12 protein-coding genes are annotated in these 16192 nt (G+C 76.3%); 8 read left to right on the forward strand and 4 right to left on the reverse strand.

Annotated elements, in window-relative coordinates:
* Positions 1 to 338: 338 nt before the first annotated feature.
* On the reverse strand, positions 339 to 2708 hold the full coding sequence (locus tag ACIA8Q_RS28045; RefSeq protein ID WP_396317900.1) for a SulP family inorganic anion transporter: 2370 nt from the start codon (positions 2706 to 2708) through the stop codon (positions 339 to 341).
* Positions 2709 to 3135: 427 nt separating this feature from the next.
* The gene (locus tag ACIA8Q_RS28050; protein WP_360217159.1) at positions 3136 to 4143 is read right to left on the reverse strand and encodes an ATP-binding protein; all 1008 of its coding nucleotides are present in this window, start codon (positions 4141 to 4143) and stop codon (positions 3136 to 3138) included.
* A 219-nt stretch (positions 4144 to 4362) separates the two neighbouring features.
* Here ACIA8Q_RS28050 and ACIA8Q_RS28055 point away from each other — a divergent pair, with 219 nt between their 5' ends.
* A complete protein-coding gene (locus ACIA8Q_RS28055; RefSeq protein ID WP_360217156.1) occupies positions 4363 to 5253 on the forward strand; it encodes an oxidoreductase in 891 nt (296 codons plus the stop codon).
* A 459-nt stretch (positions 5254 to 5712) separates the two neighbouring features.
* Here ACIA8Q_RS28055 and ACIA8Q_RS28060 read toward each other — a convergent pair whose 3' ends face one another.
* Positions 5713 to 6510 (reverse strand): HAD-IB family hydrolase, encoded by a 798-nt coding sequence (locus ACIA8Q_RS28060; RefSeq protein WP_360217168.1) that lies wholly within the window; start codon positions 6508 to 6510, stop codon positions 5713 to 5715.
* 826 nt (positions 6511 to 7336) lie between these two features.
* Here ACIA8Q_RS28060 and ssd point away from each other — a divergent pair.
* The 7 genes from ssd (at position 7337) to ACIA8Q_RS28095 (ending at position 13570) form a co-directional block, all read left to right on the forward strand.
* Entirely contained in the window at positions 7337 to 8461 is a 1125-nt protein-coding gene (gene ssd / locus ACIA8Q_RS28065; protein ID WP_360217153.1) for a septum site-determining protein Ssd, read from the forward strand.
* Between the two features lie 170 nt (positions 8462 to 8631).
* A complete protein-coding gene (locus tag ACIA8Q_RS28070; RefSeq protein ID WP_396317901.1) occupies positions 8632 to 9822 on the forward strand; it encodes a TadA family conjugal transfer-associated ATPase in 1191 nt (396 codons plus the stop codon).
* Between the two features lie 375 nt (positions 9823 to 10197).
* Positions 10198 to 11049 carry a type II secretion system F family protein gene (locus ACIA8Q_RS28075; protein ID WP_360217150.1) on the forward strand — a complete coding sequence of 284 codons (852 nt, stop codon included), beginning with the start codon at positions 10198 to 10200 and terminating at the stop codon, positions 11047 to 11049.
* Between the two features lie 287 nt (positions 11050 to 11336).
* Entirely contained in the window at positions 11337 to 11825 is a 489-nt protein-coding gene (locus tag ACIA8Q_RS28080) for a type II secretion system F family protein (protein WP_360217147.1), read from the forward strand.
* Between the two features lie 95 nt (positions 11826 to 11920).
* The gene (locus ACIA8Q_RS28085; RefSeq protein ID WP_360217144.1) at positions 11921 to 12202 is read left to right on the forward strand and encodes a DUF4244 domain-containing protein; all 282 of its coding nucleotides are present in this window, start codon (positions 11921 to 11923) and stop codon (positions 12200 to 12202) included.
* Between the two features lie 424 nt (positions 12203 to 12626).
* Entirely contained in the window at positions 12627 to 12971 is a 345-nt protein-coding gene (locus tag ACIA8Q_RS28090; protein ID WP_360217141.1) for a TadE family type IV pilus minor pilin, read from the forward strand.
* A 137-nt stretch (positions 12972 to 13108) separates the two neighbouring features.
* A complete protein-coding gene (locus tag ACIA8Q_RS28095) occupies positions 13109 to 13570 on the forward strand; it encodes an Rv3654c family TadE-like protein (RefSeq protein WP_396317902.1) in 462 nt (153 codons plus the stop codon).
* Here the strand turns inward: ACIA8Q_RS28095 and ACIA8Q_RS28100 are convergent.
* On the reverse strand, positions 13565 to 16039 hold the full coding sequence (locus ACIA8Q_RS28100) for a DEAD/DEAH box helicase (protein WP_396317903.1): 2475 nt from the start codon (positions 16037 to 16039) through the stop codon (positions 13565 to 13567). The two genes, ACIA8Q_RS28095 and ACIA8Q_RS28100, sit on opposite strands and share 6 nt — an antisense overlap.
* Positions 16040 to 16192 lie beyond the last annotated feature (153 nt).

Genomic DNA, 16192 nt, shown 5'->3' on the forward strand with positions numbered 1-16192 from the left:
CGCGGCCGCGGTGACGTTGGCGGCTGCGGCGAGCTCTGCCGGCGGGGCGAAACGCCGCTCCTCCTTGAGCAGGTTGGCCAGGCTCTCGTTGCTCAACGCGCACTCCTCATCGAGTCATGATCGGGGACGATCCCGTGCGTGGGGATTGTCCCGTGTGTCCCAGCGCACAGCTCACCAGGCGAACGGGGCACTTGACAAGAGGCTCCTTGGAATTGGTGTAGACCTTTGACCGACTGTCGAACGCCGTGCCGTGCGGCCCGCCGCCCTCGGGGCGACGGGCCGCACGGTGGCTGAAGCCCGTGCCCCGGCCCGCCCGGCGGGGGACACGGGCCCGGCTCTCAGGCGGCCAGCTCGGGGGCCTCCCCTCCGGCGTCGACGGGAACCCGCCCGTCCTCATTCACCCGTTCGGCCGTGTCGGCTCCCGCCGGCCCGACCGGCCCGACCGCGCTGAACGTCCCGCTGGCGCGGTCGAGCACGTAGGCCTGGGCGGTGGCGAAGTCGAAGTACATCCCGACCAGTCGCAGGGAGCCCTCCTCGACCCGGCGCTCCACGGCCGGGTTCGCCATCAGCTGGTCCAACTGCTGGACCACGTTGGTGAGGCAGAGCTGCTCCACCAGGTCGACCACCGGGCGGTCGTCGAACCCGGCGGGCACCCGGCGGAGCCGGTCCAGTGCCCCGCGGCCGTTGCGCAGCCAGCGGGCCAGCGGGGTGGGCGGCCCGGGGCGCTCGTGCACGCCGTCCAGCAGGGCCTTCATGGCGCCGCAGCCGGAGTGGCCGCAGACCGTGATCGAGCGCACCTCCAGCACCTCGACCGCGTACTGCACCGCGGCGGCCACCGAGTCGTCGGCCGCGCCCGGCTCGAACGGGGCCGGCACCAGGTTGCCCACGTTGCGGACGGTGAAGAGGTCCCCCGGGCCGCTGTTGGTGATCATGCTGGTGACCATCCGCGAGTCCGCGCAGGTCAGGAAGAGCTGGGACGGGGTCTGCCCCTCCCGGGCCAGCCGGGCGAGTTCGGGCCGGATCAGCGGGGCGGTGTGCTGCTGGAACACCCGGACGCCGTCCAGCAGCCGCCCGTGCGGGTCCTCCTGCTGCTCGATGCAGTGGTGGCCGACCCACGGTGTCCAGGCCCGGCAGCGGTGCGGGCCGGGGGAGCTGCCGGCCCGTACGGTGCCGTCGGGGTCGAGCACCTCGTCGTCCTGGCGGCGCGTCACCATCGAGACCCGGCCGCCGGCTGCCTGGTGGCCCGTCCGCCAGCTGTGCAGCGTCTCGAACGCGGCGTGGTCCAGGAAGGAGCCGTCGTGGACCACCGTGACCTCGGCGCCGGCCGGGATCCCGGCCAGCGCCCGGCTCAGCCGGGGGACGGCGGTGAAGGTGAGCGGGCCGTGCGTCTGGACGGTGACCGCGCCGTCCGGGCCGGGCAGCACGTCCACGTGGGCGCGGGTCAGCCGGTAGAGCGCCAGCAGCACGGCGGTGCCGGCGCCGAACGCGACGCCCCACAGCACGCCGAAGGCCACCACGCCTAGCACGGTGGTCAGGTAGACCGGGAACTCGCGGTGCCGGTGCACGTTGCGGATGTGCGCGAAGCTGACCATCTGCAGCCCGACCACCAGGACCAGCGCGGCCAGCGCGGAGAGCGGGATCCGGCGCAGCCCGCCGGTCAGCGCCAGCGCGGCGGCGAGCACCCAGGCGCCGTGCAGCACGGAGGCCCACCGGCTCTGGGCGCCGGCCCGGACGTTGGCCGTGCTGCGGACGGCGCCGCCCGCGATGGGCAGCCCGCCGACCAGCCCGCTGACCATGTTGGCCAGGCCCTGGCCGCGCAGTTCGCGGTCGAGGTCGCCGGTGCGGTGCGACATCCGGTCGACCGCGACGGCGGACAGCAGCGACTCCACGCTGGCGACGGCGGTGACGGTGAGGACGGCGGCCAGCACACCGGCGAGCGGACCGTGCGGCAGTGCGGGCACCAGGGCGTGCGGCTCCCAGGCGGGCAGCCCGATGTGGGCGAGCCGCAGGCCCAGGGTCAGGGCGAGCGCGGTGGCGGCGGCGACGGCGGCCAGCGGCCCCGGCACCTTGGCCAGCTTCGCGCCCAACGCGCCGGCGCGGCCGGGGAGTCGGGCCAGCCGGGGCCAGCCGAGCAGGACGGCCACCGTCACCGCGCCGACCAGCAGTGCGGGCGGGTGCGGGGCGCCCAACTGCCCGGGCAGCGCGATGATGTTGGCGATCGCGGAGCTCTGCGGGGAGCCGCCCAGGACGACGTGCAGCTGGGCGATGGCGATGGTCAGCCCGACCCCGGCCAGCATGCCGTGCACGATGGCGGGCGAGACGGCGAGCGCCGTGCGGGCCACCCGCCGTACGCCGAGGAGGAGTTGGAGCAGGCCGGCGGCGAGGGTGATGGCGCAGGTGGCCTGCCAGCCGTACTGGCCGATCAGCCCGGCGGTGATCACCGTCAGCGCGGCCGAGGGCCCGCTGACCTGCAGCGGGGTGCCGCCGAACAGTCCGACCGCGATGCCGCCGACGGCGGCCGCGGCGAGGCCCGCGGTCAGCGGGGCGCCGGTGGCGAGCGCGATGCCGAGGGAGAACGGCACGGCGATCAGGAAGACCACCAGGGAGGCCGAGAGGTCCTGCGCCCAGCGGGCGCGGCCGCCGGGGCCCGGCGGGGCGTGGTCGGTGGTGTCGGAGGCGATGGGTGCGCTGGAGATGTCGAGGGTCATGGTCTTCCCGTCTGTCCGGGGGAACGAACGCAGTCAGGTCCGGCGGTGAGTCCGGGGTGGGGCTCCGGGGCGGATCGGCTGTCGTGGGTCGCGACGGTGTGGCGGGATGGCGTGGGCGCGGCGGGGAGTGCGGGTGTCACCGGCCGGGCGTCGACCATCAGGGCCCGCCAGGGGGCCGGGCGAGGTGCGGGACGTCTCGCCGGGGCCGTCCGGAACGGACCATCAAGACTCGGTAAACCGAGGGTAATGAAAGCTTTGCACAGCGTCATTCCGGGAGGGAAGGGGAAAACCGTCTGATTCACCCCATTGGGTGGTGTTCGAACGGTCGGGAATCTGCTGGTGGCGCGGGGTGGGGCGGTGTGCGGAACGGGCCGCGGCCCTCCCCGTGATCCGGGGGAGGGCCGCGGCCCGTTCGGGTGGTGCGGGGTCAGGCGGGCGCGCCGGCCGGGGCGGGGCGCACGTCGACGGCTGCCGACCCGTCGAGCACGAAGGCCTCGTCCACCTGGGTCGCCAGGTCGATGCCGACCTTGGCGTTGGCCCAGCTCTCCGCGTTGCGCAGGTGGAAGAGGACGGCCTGCTCGGTGTAGCGGCGCGGGTCCCGCCGGCGGTGCGCCGCCTCGGCCTCGCTCCGCAGCTGCTCCAGCACGGCCCGGTTGGCCGGCTCCAGCGCCCGCAGCGGGGGCTCGGCGCCCTGCTCCAGGCGGCGCACCCAGTCCGAGTGCCCGAAGGTGGCGAGCAGGTCGTCGCCGACCTCGCGGCGCAGGAACGCGAGGTCGTCGGGGCCCTGCACCTTGTTGCCGATCACCCGCAGCCGGACGCCGAAGTCGCGGGCGTAGTCCTTGTACTGCCGGTACACGGAGACGCCCTTGCGGGTCGGCTCGGCGATCAGGAAGGTCAGGTCGAAGCGGGTGAACAGCCCGGAGGCGAAGGAGTCCGAGCCCGCCGTCATGTCGGTGACCAGGTACTCGTCGGGGCCGTCCAGCAGGTGGTTGAGCAGCAGCTCCACGGCGCCGACCTTGGAGTGGTAGCAGGCCACGCCGAGGTCCTCCTCGGTGAAGGCGCCGGTGGCCAGCAGGCGGACCGAGCCCTCGTCCAGGGCGATCGGGCGGGCGCAGGCGGCGTAGACCGGGTTCTCCTCGACGATCCGCAGCAGGCGCGAACCGCGGCCGGGCGGCGTGGTCTTGATCATCTCGTCGGCCGAGCGGATCAGCGGGTTGTCGCCGCGCAGGTACTCCTTGATCTCCGGCAGGTGCGCGCCCAGCGAGGGCAGTTCCGCGGCCTGGGCGTCCGTCAGGCCCAGTGCGGGGCCGAGGTGCTGGTTGATGTCGGCGTCGACGGCGATGACCGGTCGGCCGGCGGCGGCCAGGTGGCGGATGAACAGTGCGGACAGCGTGGTCTTCCCGCTGCCGCCCTTGCCGACGAAGGCGATCTTCATCTGGGACTCCGACTCTCGCTCCGGGCCCGCGTGCGGGGCCGCCTGCTCAGGGGTCGCGCCCGCCGGGGGCGCCCTAACTGGAAATCGTTATCGTCTCCGATAGCGGTCATGCTAGCCGGGGTTTGGGCGTGCCCGGTGGAGGGAAGTGAGGATTGCCTCTAAAGGGTGATGCGGGGTTGCTGTTCCGGGAGGGGCCGCCGGTTCATTACTCTCGGGTAGGTGAGCACTGGAACAGATCCCCTCGCCCCGCTGGCCCAGCTCCCCGGGGTGCCCGACGCCGTCGCCGAGGTCCGCAAGGCCGTCGACCGCCTCTACGGCCACCGGGTGATGCGCCGCCGCGCCGCCGAGGTCACCTCCGAGTCCGCGCTGCGCGGCGCCCGCGCGTCGGCGGCGCTGGCCGGGGCGAACTGGCCGCTGGAGGAGGTCCGGCGCCGCAGCGACTTCAGCGCGGACCCGGAGGCCCGCACGGTCGGCGCGGCGCTGCGGATCGCCGCCGAGGCCGGTCAGCTGCTCAGCGTCTGGCGGCACTCGCCGCTCCAGGTGCTGGCCAGGCTCCACCTGCTCGCGGTCGGCGACGCCGACCCGGCGGCCGGGCGGCCCCGCCGGGCGGGCGAGGGCGCGGAGGAGCTGTTCCCGCTGGAGCTGGAGCCGGTGGAGGGCGTCGGGGCCGTCGTGGAGGACGGGCCGCCGCCCGTGCTGCCGCCCGCACCCGGCGCGGAGGAGGTGGCCGCCCGGCTGGACCAGCTCTCCCGGCTGCTGGTGGCGCGCGCGGAGGGCCAGGGCGTGGGGACGCCGGCCCTGGTGGTGGCCTCGGTGGTGCACGGCGAACTGCTCGCCCTGCGCCCATTCGGCGCGCACAACGGGGTGATCGCGCGGGCCGCCCAACGGATCGTGCTGCTCGCCGAGGGGCTGGACCCGAAGTCGATCTGCCCGGCCGAGGTCGGGTTCGCGGAGCTCGGCACCGGCGCCTACCGGCGGGCCCTGGCCGGCTACCTGGCGGGCACGCCGGAGGGGATGGCGGCCTGGATCGCCCACAGTGGCAGGGCGCTGCGGCTCGGCGTGCGGGAGAGCACGGCGGTCTGCGAGGCGATGCAGCGCGGAATGGTCTGAGCGGCCGGGCGGATCCGCCCGCCGGGGCGTCCCGTCACGGGGGTCGGCGGGCGTCCCGTCGGGGTGTCGGCGGGCGCGCTCCGGGCAGACGGATGCGGCGGCACCTGATACTGCCGGGTGCCGCCGCTGGTGCAGATACCGGGTGACCATGCATGCACCGGAAGTGCCGATCAGACGGGGATCCTGCCCGTTCGTCTGGTCCGGCGGCCCGACAGCGGGTCGGCTGCATGTGGGTGCTCGGTTATCTGTACACGCGGTCCGTGGGGCCTGAACTGCGTTGTCGGTTTGACCTCTTCAGGTCCTGACCGGGTCTCGCGGGCCGTGCTTCCTTTGTATCGCGTTTCGGGCGAAAGGGGAACCCGAAACGAGAAGTCTGTGCCAATTGCCCGATTCACCCGGAACTCCGGGCGAGGAGCGGAGCCGGGCCGGCCCGATCCCGGGCCCGACCGGACGCTGCGGTCAGGCCGTCGGACGGCGCCGGCGGGCCAGGTACCAGATCACCCCGGCCGTCACCGCGGCCGCCCCGACCGCCACGGCGGTCAGCACCGAGCCGCTCGGCGCGGAGAACTCCGGGAGCCGCCGCCGCAGTTCCACCGGCCGGTCGAAGACCAGCACCGGCCACTCCCGGGCCTGCGCCTCCTTGCGCAGTGCGCGGTCCGGGTTGACGGCCGACGGGTGGCCGACGGCCTCCAGCAGCGGCAGGTCGGTGGAGGAGTCGCTGTAGGCGTAGGACTCGGTCAGGTCGTAGCCTTCGGACGCGGCCAACTCCCGGATGGCGGAAGCCTTGTTCTCGGCGTACGCGTAGTACTCGATCTCGCCGGTGTAGCAGCCGTCCTCGACCTTGAGCCGGGTGGCGATCACGTGGTCGGCACCCAGCAGCGCGCCGATCGGCTCGACCACCTCGGAGCCGGAGCTGCTGACGATCACCACGTCCCGCCCCGCCGCGTGGTGCTGCTCGATCAGCGAGGCGGCCTCGTCGTAGATGATCGGGTCGATCAGGTTGTGCAGGGTCTCCGCGACGATCTCGCGGACCTGCTGGACGTTCCAGCCGCGGGTGAGCGAGGAGAGGTACTCGCGCATCTTCTCCATCTGGTCGTGGTCCGCGCCGCCGACCAGGAAGACGAACTGGGCGTACGCGCTGCGCAGGACGGCCCGACGGTTGATCAGGCCGCCCTGGTAGAAGGGGCGGCTGAAGGCCAGCGCGCTGGACTTGGCGATGATGGTCTTGTCCAGGTCGAAGAAGGCCGCCGTTCGCAGCCCGCCCGGCCGGGGGGCGACGGCTGAGGGGGTCCGCTCGGGCCCGGTGGCCTCGCCCGGGGACTCGTCGGCGCGGTCGTCGGCGTTCTCGGTGGTGTCCACGGGAACCGAGGATAGAGGGAGCCACAAAACAGGCGGCCATTCGGCGTACTCGCGGGCGTGCGGGTTTGTGTTTCTGGCCGCTCGGGTACACCATGGAAGTCACGGATCGTTCGCGACCGTGCTAACCCGGTCCGGCTCCTCCCCCCCGAGTCGGGCTGTGGATAGACGACCCCCGCTCTCCCCCCCGGCGGGGGTCGTCGCACGTCCGGGCCCATTTTCAGGGCCTGAAGGCCGCTCGCCGCAGGTGCCGCGCCGGCCGACCGGGCGGTGTACGGGGGGTGTCGACACTTCGGCCCATCGGCCCCCTTTCGTCACTCTGCGTCGCTGATTGCTCATGGCTGCCGCTGTCGGCCCGACCGGTTCCCGCCGGCGGTCCGGGGCGGTCGCTGAGGCGTGCCGCGGGACTCGTGGAGCCGCCGCGACCTGCCGCGGGGCGGGGCGGGCCGGGGTTCCGGTTCGGCCCGGTGATCCCCGATCGTCAATTCTTTGTCGAATAGCACCCCGCCCGGGTGAACGTTTTCATCCACAGCCCCCGAGTTGTCCACAGGGATTCGGAACGTGGATGACGGAAACCGGATCTCCCCCCACCGTGATGGTCGGCGGCGGTCGCCAGACGGATCCCATCCCCTTCCTCTCCCGGGGCCCGTCAGGCGGCCGCTCGCCGCAACCGTCCGACGTGCGCCGTCGGCCGCCCCGGCGGCCCGCGGCGCGGAGGGGAGCCACCATGTCGACGCCGATCGCCGACCACACCACCACCGAGGGGCCCGGGCCCGACGGCCCGCTCGTCATCACCGAGGACGCGGGCCTGGCCGAGCACCTGCTGCGGGTCTGCGCGGCCGCCGGTACCGAGCCCCGGCTGATCCGGGGCGCCCCGCCGCCGCGCGAACTCTGGGAGGGGGCCCCGCTGGTCCTGGTCGGGGACGACCAGGCGGCCCGGTGCGCCGGGCTCGGCCGCCGCGCCGGAGTGCTGCTGCTCGGCCTCGACCTCGACGACCCCGGTGTCTGGGTCAGGGCCGTCCAACTCGGCGCCGAGCACGTGCTGTTCCTGCCCGACGCCGAGGCCTGGCTGCTCGACCGGATCGCCGACGCGGCCGAGGGCGTGGGCTCGCCGGCGCTCACCGTCGCCGTGCTCGGCGGCCGCGGCGGGGCCGGTGCCTCGACACTGGCCTGTGCCCTCGCCGTCACGGCCGCGCGGGCCGGCCGGCGGGCCATGCTCATCGACGGCGATCCCCTGGGCGGCGGCATCGACGTCCTGCTCGGCGGCGAGACGGCCCGGGGGCTGCGCTGGCCGGACCTCGCCGCCTCGCGCGGCCGGGTCAGCGGGGCCGAACTGGCCCGGGCGCTGCCGGTGCTCAGGAGGCTCTCCGCGCTCTCCTGCCTGTCCTGGGACCGCGGCGACATGCTGACCGTGCCCCCGGAGGCCATGCGCAGCGTGCTGGCCGCCTCCAGACGGCGCGGCGGGCTGGTGGTGGTCGATGTGCCGCGCCACCTCGACGCGGCCGCCGGGCAGGCCCTGGAGCAGTCCGACCTCGCACTGCTGGTGGTGCCGGCCGAACTGCGCGCGGTGGCCGCCGCCGACCGGGTCGCCGCGGCGGCGCGGATGAGGCTCGCGGACGTCCGGGCCGTGGTGCGGTCGCCGCGGGCCTCCGGGCTCCCGGCGCACCGGATCGCCCGCGGGCTGCGGATGGAGCTCGCGGGGGAGTTGGGGCCCGAACCCGGGCTGGCGGAGGACGCCGAGAAGGGCGTCCCGCCGGGGATCCGGGAGGGCGGTCCGCTCGCCCGCTTCTGCGGGGCCTTCCTGAACGAGGTGCTGCCGCCGGTTCCGGCGGTCGGAGGAGGTGTCTACTGATGGTCCGTCTGCGCAGAACGGGATCCGCGAGCGGGCCGCCGGGTGGCGGTGACGGCCCGCGGGAGCGGCGCCCGCTCAGGAGCGTCCCGCCGCCCGGCGGGCCGCCCGAGGCGGGGCCCCGGCCCTGTCCGTACGGGCGGACGGCCCGGGAGGAACGGACGGCGGCTCTGGTGGACGCGGTGCGGCTGCGGCTGGCCGAGTCGGGCGCCGCCCCGACGGCGGGCTCGGTCGCGGCGGTGCTGCGGGCCACCCGGCCGCCGCTCGGCGGGGACGAAGTCCTGGACACCGTGCGCTCGCTGCGCGCCGAACTGGTGGGTGCGGGCCCGCTGGAGCGGCTGCTGGCGGCGCCCGACGTCACGGACGTCCTGGTGAACGGTCCGGACGAGGTGTGGGTCGACCGCGGCGGGGGCCTGCACCGGGCCACCGGGATCCGCTTCGCCGATGCCGAGGCGGTGCGGCGGCTGGCGCACCGGCTGGCCACCGCGGCCGGTCGGCGGCTGGACGACGCGCGGCCCTGGGTGGACGCCCGGCTGCCGGACGGCACCCGGCTGCACGCCGTGCTGCCGCCGATCGCGGCCGGCTGCACGCACATCTCGCTGCGGGTCTGCCGGCCCCGGCCGTTCACGCTCGACGAGCTGGTCGCCGGCGGGGCGCTGCCGCCCGAGGGCGCCGAGCTCCTGGCCGGCGTGCTGCGGGCCCGGCTCTCGCTGCTGGTCTCCGGGGGGACGGGCACGGGCAAGACCACGCTGCTCGCGGCCCTGCTCGGGCTGGTCGGGCCCGCGGAGCGGATCGTCGTGGCCGAGGACTCGGCCGAGCTGCTACCGGACCATCCGCACGTGGTCCGACTGCAGAGCAGACCGCCCAACCAGGAGGGGCTGGGCGAGCTCACCCTGCGGGATCTCGTCCGGCAGGCGCTGCGGATGCGCCCGGACCGGCTGGTGATCGGGGAGGTCCGCGGGGCCGAGGTGTCGGACCTCCTCGCCGCGCTGAACACCGGGCACGAGGGCGGGTGCGGCACCGTTCACGCCAACACGGCGGCGGACGTGCCGGTCCGGCTCGAGGCGCTGGGAGCGCTCGCGGGGCTCGACCGGCCCGCCCTGCACAGCCAACTCCGTTCCGCGCTCGACCTGGTGGTGCACCTGGTCCGGGAGCCGGGGTCGGGGCGGCGCCGGGTGGCGGAGATCCACACCCTGGTGGCCGGTCGGGACGGCCTGGCCGTCACCAGCCCCGCGGTGGAGTTCCCGGCGGCCGGGGGCCTGGTCCCCGGGGCGGGCTGGGAACGGTTGGTGGGCCTGCTGGCGGCATCCGGGGTGTCGTTCCCGGCCGGGCCGGTCGGGCCGCCCCTGCGGGGGCCGTCGTGAAAGCGGCGCCGGGGTCGGCGGGAGCCGTCGTGCGGGTGGCGGGACGCGTGCCGGCCCGGTTGCCGGGCGGGTGTGCGACGGGCGCCCCGGAGCTGCCGGGGGCGTGGGGTCGCAGGGGTCGACGAGAGGGAGGTAACTGAGGTGATGGATCGTCAGACGGCTTTCTGGTGGTCGGTGGTGTTGTGCCTGCCGGCCGCCGCCGGGTGGTGGGCGGTGCAGGGCCGCGTGCCGGGCGGGCGGCGGCGCGGGTTGGTGCCGGCAGGTGGTGGTCCGCAGTCCGGGCCTGTGCCCGGGCCTCCCTTCGGGTCTTCGCCCGGTTTCCCGCCCGGGTCTCCGGTCGGCGTTGTCCCCGGCGTGTGGCCGGGGAGCCCGGGGGTGGGGCGCCGGTGGTGGTGGGCGGCCGGCCGGGCGGCGCCCGAACTGCTCCTGCTGGTGGTGGGATCGGTCGCCGGGCTGGCCACCGACTCCCCGGTGCCGGTGCTCGCCGCGCTGTTCGCGGTGCTGCCGCTGCGGCGGTGGCGGCAGCACCGGCGGCTGGCAGCGGAGGCGCGGCGGCGTGCGGCCGCCGTGGTGGAGCTCTGTGCCGGGCTGGCCGGGGAGTTGCGCGGCGGGGCGACACCGGAGCAGGCGCTGCACCTGGTCACCGTCCGGATCGCGGCCGAACCGGACGGGGCGCGTCGCCTCGGCGAGGAGGCGGTGGCGCGGCTCGCGGCGGGCCGGTACGGCGGGGACGTCCCCGCCGCGCTCCACCTGCTCGCCGAACTGCCGGGCGGGAGCGGGGCGTCGGCGATCGCGGCCTGTTGGCGGGTCGCCTCCGACGGCGGCTCGCAGCTGGCCGCCGCCCTGGACCGGGTGGCCGAGGCGCTGCGCGGCGAGCAGGCGCTGGCGGAGGAGGTCGCCGGGGAGTTGGCGGGGCCCCGGGCCACGATCGCCGTCCTGGCGGCCCTGCCGGCCGCCGGGCTGCTGCTGGGCGCGGCGCTCGGGGCCCGGCCGGTGGACGTCCTGCTGCACACGCCCGCGGGACTGGGCTGCCTGGCGGCCGGGGCGGTGCTGGAGGGCCTGGGGGTGCTCTGGACGGCCCGCATCGTCCGGGCGGCCACCAGGGGCGCGTTGGCGTCCCCTGGAGCGCCGGGGGCGTCCCGGAGGGCCGTCGTCCCCCGGGGCGGCGGCCGGGGCTGCGGGATCGCGCGGGTGCGGGCACCCGGACCGGGCGTGGTGTCGCCGTGACGCGGGGGCGGCCGGTCCCCGGGCTGCCGGCAACGATCGGGCTCCCGGTGCCCCGGCGGGCGCGGTGGGGCGGGGTGTTCGCCCGGGTGCGGGCACGGGCGGGCGGGAGGGGGTGGGAGGCGCCGGCGGCGCGGGCCGGGCCGTCGGCCGGAGGCGGCCGGGGGCGACGGCGGCGGGCCTCCCTGGCGGTCGGTGCCGGGGCCGGTGCGGCGCTGCTGCTGGGCGGGGTCGTCGGGGTGGTCGTCGGGGCCCTGACGACGGCGGGCACGTACTGGTGGTCGGCCCGGATGCCCTCGCCCGTGGACCGGCGGGCGGCACTGGAGGAGGACCAGCTGGCGCGGCAACTTCCCCTGGGTGCGGAACTGTTGGCGGCCTGCCTCGGGTCGGCGGCCTCGCCCTCCGCGGCGGTGTCCGCGGTCGGCCGGAGCCTGGGCGCACCGATCGGGCCCCGGCTGGTCGCCCTCGGCGGCGAACTCGCCCTGGGAGCACCGCCGGAACTGTGCTGGACCCGGCTGGGCGAGCAGCACCCGGCGCTGGCACCGCTGGCGCGCTGCCTGGTGCGGACGAGCCTCGGCGGGGTGCCGGTGGCCGGGCCGCTGATCGGGCTCGCGCAGGCCCAGCGGTCGGCGGCCGCCCGGTCGGCCCGGGCCGGGGTCCGCCGGGCGGGGGTGTTCGCGACCGCTCCGCTCGGGCTCTGCTTCCTGCCGGCCTTCGTGCTGATCGGCGTGGTGCCGGTGGTCATCGGCCTCACCACGCGCTTCACCCAGGGGATGTGAACGGCGGCCGGCACCGACCCGGTACCGGCAGCGTGCGACGACCGGATCCACGGCGGCTTCGACCGCTGGATCGACATCGGAGACAGGAGAGGTCCATGACGGCAGTGACGACAGCGACAGCGGTGACGGCGGAGACAGGGGTGACGGCGGAGACGTCGGTGACGGCGACGGGGTCCGGTTCCGGGCGGGCGCCCCGGCGGTCGCCGGCGGCGTGGCGGCGCCGGCGGCGGTCGGACGCCGGGATGACCACGGCGGAGTACGCCGTGGGCACCCTGGGCGCCTGCGCGCTCGCCGCGGGCCTGTACAAGGTGGTGACCAGCGCGACGTTCACGGCGGCGCTGACCGAGGTGCTGGAGCGGGCCCTTCATGCGACCTAGGACCTGTCTTCGGACCCGCGCCTGCGGGGCGGCGTCGGGGCACGCGCTCCCACGGCCTTCGGCCGGGGGCACCCCCACCTCGCGTTGTCGCCGGTCGGCGGTACCCCACGGCCGTCGGTCGTGGGGTGCCCCCACCGCAGTGGCTCTCCCCCGGCCCGTCGGCCGGGAAGTGCCCCCGTCCTCCGCCTGGCGGTCCACGCACCCCGGTGCCGCCCCGCCCGCCCTCCGGGCGGACGACGGGGGTGCGAAGACGGACCCTGGGGGGCCTCGTCGGACCGGAGTGCCCCGGCACGGGCGCGGAGGCGTGGGTCCGAGGACGGATCCAGAGGTCCGCCGGGCCCACCGGGCCGCCCGGTGGCGGTGGTCGCGACCGAGCGGGCGGCGGTGGCGGGGCGACGCCGGATTCGTCACGGCCGAGACGGCGGTGGCGCTGCCGGCCCTGGTGCTGCTCGCGGCGCTGCTGATCTGGGGCGTGCTGGCGGCCGCCGCGCAGATCCGCTGTGTGGACGCGGCGCGGGTCGGGGCGAGGGCGGCCGCCCGCGGGGAGGTGGACGCCGCCGGGCTCGCCCGTGCGGCGGCTCCACCGGGGGCGCGGGTGCGGGTGGAGCTGGCGGCCGACGTCGTGCGGGTCGAGGTCGACGCGCCGTGCGCGGCGCCGGGCCGGCTCGGCGGCCTGCTCGCGGTACGGCTGGGCGCGGCCGCCGTGGCGGCCAGGGAGGACACCCTCGTGGGCGCCGCCGGAGGGCCGATCGGAGGTGGTGGCGCATGAACGGGCCGAACGGGCCGGCCACGCCGAACGGACTGAACGGGCCGGGTGGGTCGGCCGGTCGGGCAGGGCCGGCCGGACGGGCGGTGGGGCGCTCGGCGGTGGGTTGGCAGGCGGTGGTGTGGCCGGCGGCGCGGGGCGTGGCGCGGGCCCGAACCGCCCGGGCCGCCGCCCTCGGCGGGCGCGGGCCGGACGCCGGCTCGGCGACGGTCTGGCTGCTCGCCCTGGCGGTGCTGGGCACCGCGGTGTTCGCCGGGACGGTCGCGGTCGGGGCCGCGGTCACCGCCCGGCACCGGGCCGAGTCGGCCGCCGACCTGGGCGCCCTCGCGGCCGCCGACCGGTTGCTGCTGGACGGGGACGGCGGGTGCGGGCGGGCCGCGGGGATCACCGCGGCCCAGGGTGCCGCACTGGTGTCCTGCACGGTGGACCGCGACGCCGACGCCGTCGAGGTGGTGACCGAGGTGGCTCCCCGCGGGCTCCCGGCGGGTCTGCCGGTCGGCCCTGCCCGGGCGCGGGCCCGGGCCGGACCGGTGCGGGCCGCGGTCACCGCCACCGAGGACGGTTTCGGCGGGGCGGCCGTTGGACCGGTGGCGGGGTCATGAACCGGCCGGCCCCGTACCGTCGGCGTCGTCCGGCCCGGAGCCCATCGCGGAGCCGCCGGACGGGGCGGTCGGGTCCGCCAGGTCCGCCGGGTCCGCCGCGCGCTGCTGGTCCGCCCCGTCTGCCCCGTCCGCCGCGCTCGCCCCGTCCGCCGGGCCGGGGGCGCCGGACAGCAGGACGTCCAGCAGCCGGATGGCGGCCGCCTTGTCCAGCGGCTCGTTCCCGTTCCCGCACTTCGGAGACTGGACGCAGGACGGGCAGCCGCGCTCGCACTCGCAGGAGGCGATGGCGGTGCGGGTGGCCGTCAGCCACTCGACGGCCCGTCGGAAGCCGCGTTCGGCGAAGCCGGCCCCGCCCGGGTGGCCGTCGTAGACGAACACCGTGGGCAGTCCGGTGTCGGGGTGCAGCGGGACGGAGACGCCGCCGATGTCCCAGCGGTCGCAGGTGGCGAAGAGCGGCAGCAGGCCGATCGAGGCGTGCTCGGCGGCATGGGCGGCGCCGGGCAGCCGGTCGAGCGGGATGTCCGCGTCGAGCAGCTGGTCCTCGGTGACGGACCACCAGACCGCGCGGGTGCGCAGGGTGCGGGGCGGCAGGTCGAGCTTGCTCTCGCCCATGATCTCCCCGGTGGAGATCCGCTTCCGGAGGTAGCCGACCACCTGGTTGACGACCTCCACCGAACCGAAGGTGAGCCGCCCCTCGCCCCACTCGACGGTGATGTCGGTGCTCAGCACGGAAATGGAGGTGATGTCGCGGGCGGACGTGGTGTACGGCGGATCGGCGGCCTCGACCAGGGCGACCGAGTTCTCCAGGTCGAGCTCCCGGACCAGGAAGGTGCGCCCCTGGTGGAGGTGCACGGCCCCGGTGTGCACGGTGGTGTGGGCGGCCGCGGCGTCCACCGTGCCGAGCAGCCGACCGGTGTCGGCCTCGACGATCTGCACCGGGTCGCCGCCGCTGCCGCGCAGGTCGACGGCGTCGGCCGCGCGCTCGCGGCGGGTCCAGTACCAGGAGCCGTCGCTGCGCCGGCGCAGCAGCCCGCGTCGCTCCAGGACCGGCAGCAGGGGAGCGGTGGACGGCCCGAACAGGTCCAGGTCGGCGTCCGTGAGCGGGAGTTCGGCGGCGGCCGCGCACAGGTGCGGGGCGAGGACGTGGGGGTTGTCGGGGTCGAGCACGGTGGCCTCGACGGGCGCCGCGAACAGCGCCTCCGGGTGGTGCACCAGGTAGGTGTCCAGCGGGTCGTCCCGGGCGATCAGGACGGCCAGCGCGCCCTGCGCCTCGCGGCCCGCCCGCCCGGCCTGCTGCCACAGCGAGGCCCGGGTGCCGGGGTAGCCGGCCATCAGGACGGCGTCGAGCCCGGAGACGTCGACGCCGAGCTCGAGCGCGGAGGTGGAGGCGACCCCGAGCAGCCGGCCCGACTGCAGGGCGCGCTCCAGCGCCCGGCGTTCGTCGGCGAGGTATCCGCCGCGGTAGGCGGCCACCCGCTCGGCGAGCGGCCGCCCGAGCTGGTCCTGGGCCTGCAGGGCGACCAGTTCGGCGGCCCGGCGGGAGCGGACGAAGACGACGGTGCGGGTCTGCTGCTCCACGAGGTCGGTCAGCAGGTGCGCGGCCTCGGCGGTGGCGGTGCGGCGGACGGGCGCGCCGTGCTCGCCGACGTTCTCGGTCAGCGGCGGCTCCCAGAGGCCGAAGACCATCGGTCCGCGCGGCGAGGCGTCCTCGGTGACGGCCCGGGCGGGCAGCCCGGTCAGGCGCTCCGCGGTGGCGGCCGGGTCGGCGGTGGTGGCGGAGGCGAGCAGGAAGGTGGGTGACGACCCGTAGCGGGCGCAGACGCGGCGCAGCCGCCGCAGCACCTGGGCGACGTGCGAGCCGAACACGCCCCGGTAGGCGTGGCACTCGTCGACCACCACGTAGCGCAGCACCTTGAGGAAGGAGGACCAACGGGCGTGGGCGGGCAGGATGCCGCGGTGCAGCATGTCCGGGTTGGTGAGCACGTACGAGGCGTACTGGCGGACCCACTCGCGCTCCTCGGGCGGGGTGTCCCCGTCGTAGAGGGCGGCCCGGACCCGGGGCGGGGCGAGTTCGGCCGCCCGGCGGCGCTGGTCGGCGGCGAGCGCCTTCGTCGGGGCCAGGTAGAGGGCGGTCGCGCCGCGGCCGTTGCGGGCCTCGGTGCCGTCCAGCAGGTCGCTGAGCACCGGGGCCAGGTAGCCGAGCGACTTGCCCGAGGCGGTGCCTGTGGCGATCACCACAGTCTGACCGGTTTTGGCCAGTTCCATCGCTTCTGCCTGGTGCGCCCAGGGCTGTTCCACCCCGACCTCGTGCGCGGCGGCCACGATCTCCGCCCGGATCGATCCGGGCCAGGGTGCATAACGTGCAGGTCGGGCGGGAAGGTGCTCCGTATGGGTGAGCCGGTCGGACCGCCCTCTGCTGGTGGACAGGGTCGTGAGCAGTGCCTCGGGCAGGCTGTGTCGGGGCGGCATGGGGACCCAGTGTGTCACCGGCGTGACGGAGAATCGTCGTAAGCCATCGTGCGGTCATGGTCACAGGTGGTTGAATGTGGCCGTGACGGCCGGATGGCCGTGGGTCGCAGCGCCGGGGTTCGCCACGCGTTGCTGGGCGTGCCCGGGCTCGCG

It is taken from the genome of Kitasatospora sp. NPDC051705 (assembly GCF_044453265.1).
Taxonomy (GTDB): domain Bacteria; phylum Actinomycetota; class Actinomycetes; order Streptomycetales; family Streptomycetaceae; genus Kitasatospora.

What these genes read in the sequence shown, in the direction of transcription:
- ACIA8Q_RS28045 (WP_396317900.1), bottom strand. Translation starts at nt 2,708, where the DNA reads ATGACCCTCGACATCTCCAGCGCACCCATCGCCTCCGACACCACCGAC.
- ACIA8Q_RS28080 (WP_360217147.1), top strand. Translation starts at nt 11,337, where the DNA reads ATGCCCTCGCCCGTGGACCGGCGGGCGGCACTGGAGGAGGACCAGCTG.
- ACIA8Q_RS28085 (WP_360217144.1), top strand. Translation starts at nt 11,921, where the DNA reads ATGACGGCAGTGACGACAGCGACAGCGGTGACGGCGGAGACAGGGGTG.
- ssd (WP_360217153.1), top strand. Translation starts at nt 7,337, where the DNA reads ATGTCGACGCCGATCGCCGACCACACCACCACCGAGGGGCCCGGGCCC.
- ACIA8Q_RS28100 (WP_396317903.1), bottom strand. Translation starts at nt 16,039, where the DNA reads ATGCCGCCCCGACACAGCCTGCCCGAGGCACTGCTCACGACCCTGTCC.
- ACIA8Q_RS28050 (WP_360217159.1), bottom strand. Translation starts at nt 4,143, where the DNA reads ATGAAGATCGCCTTCGTCGGCAAGGGCGGCAGCGGGAAGACCACGCTG.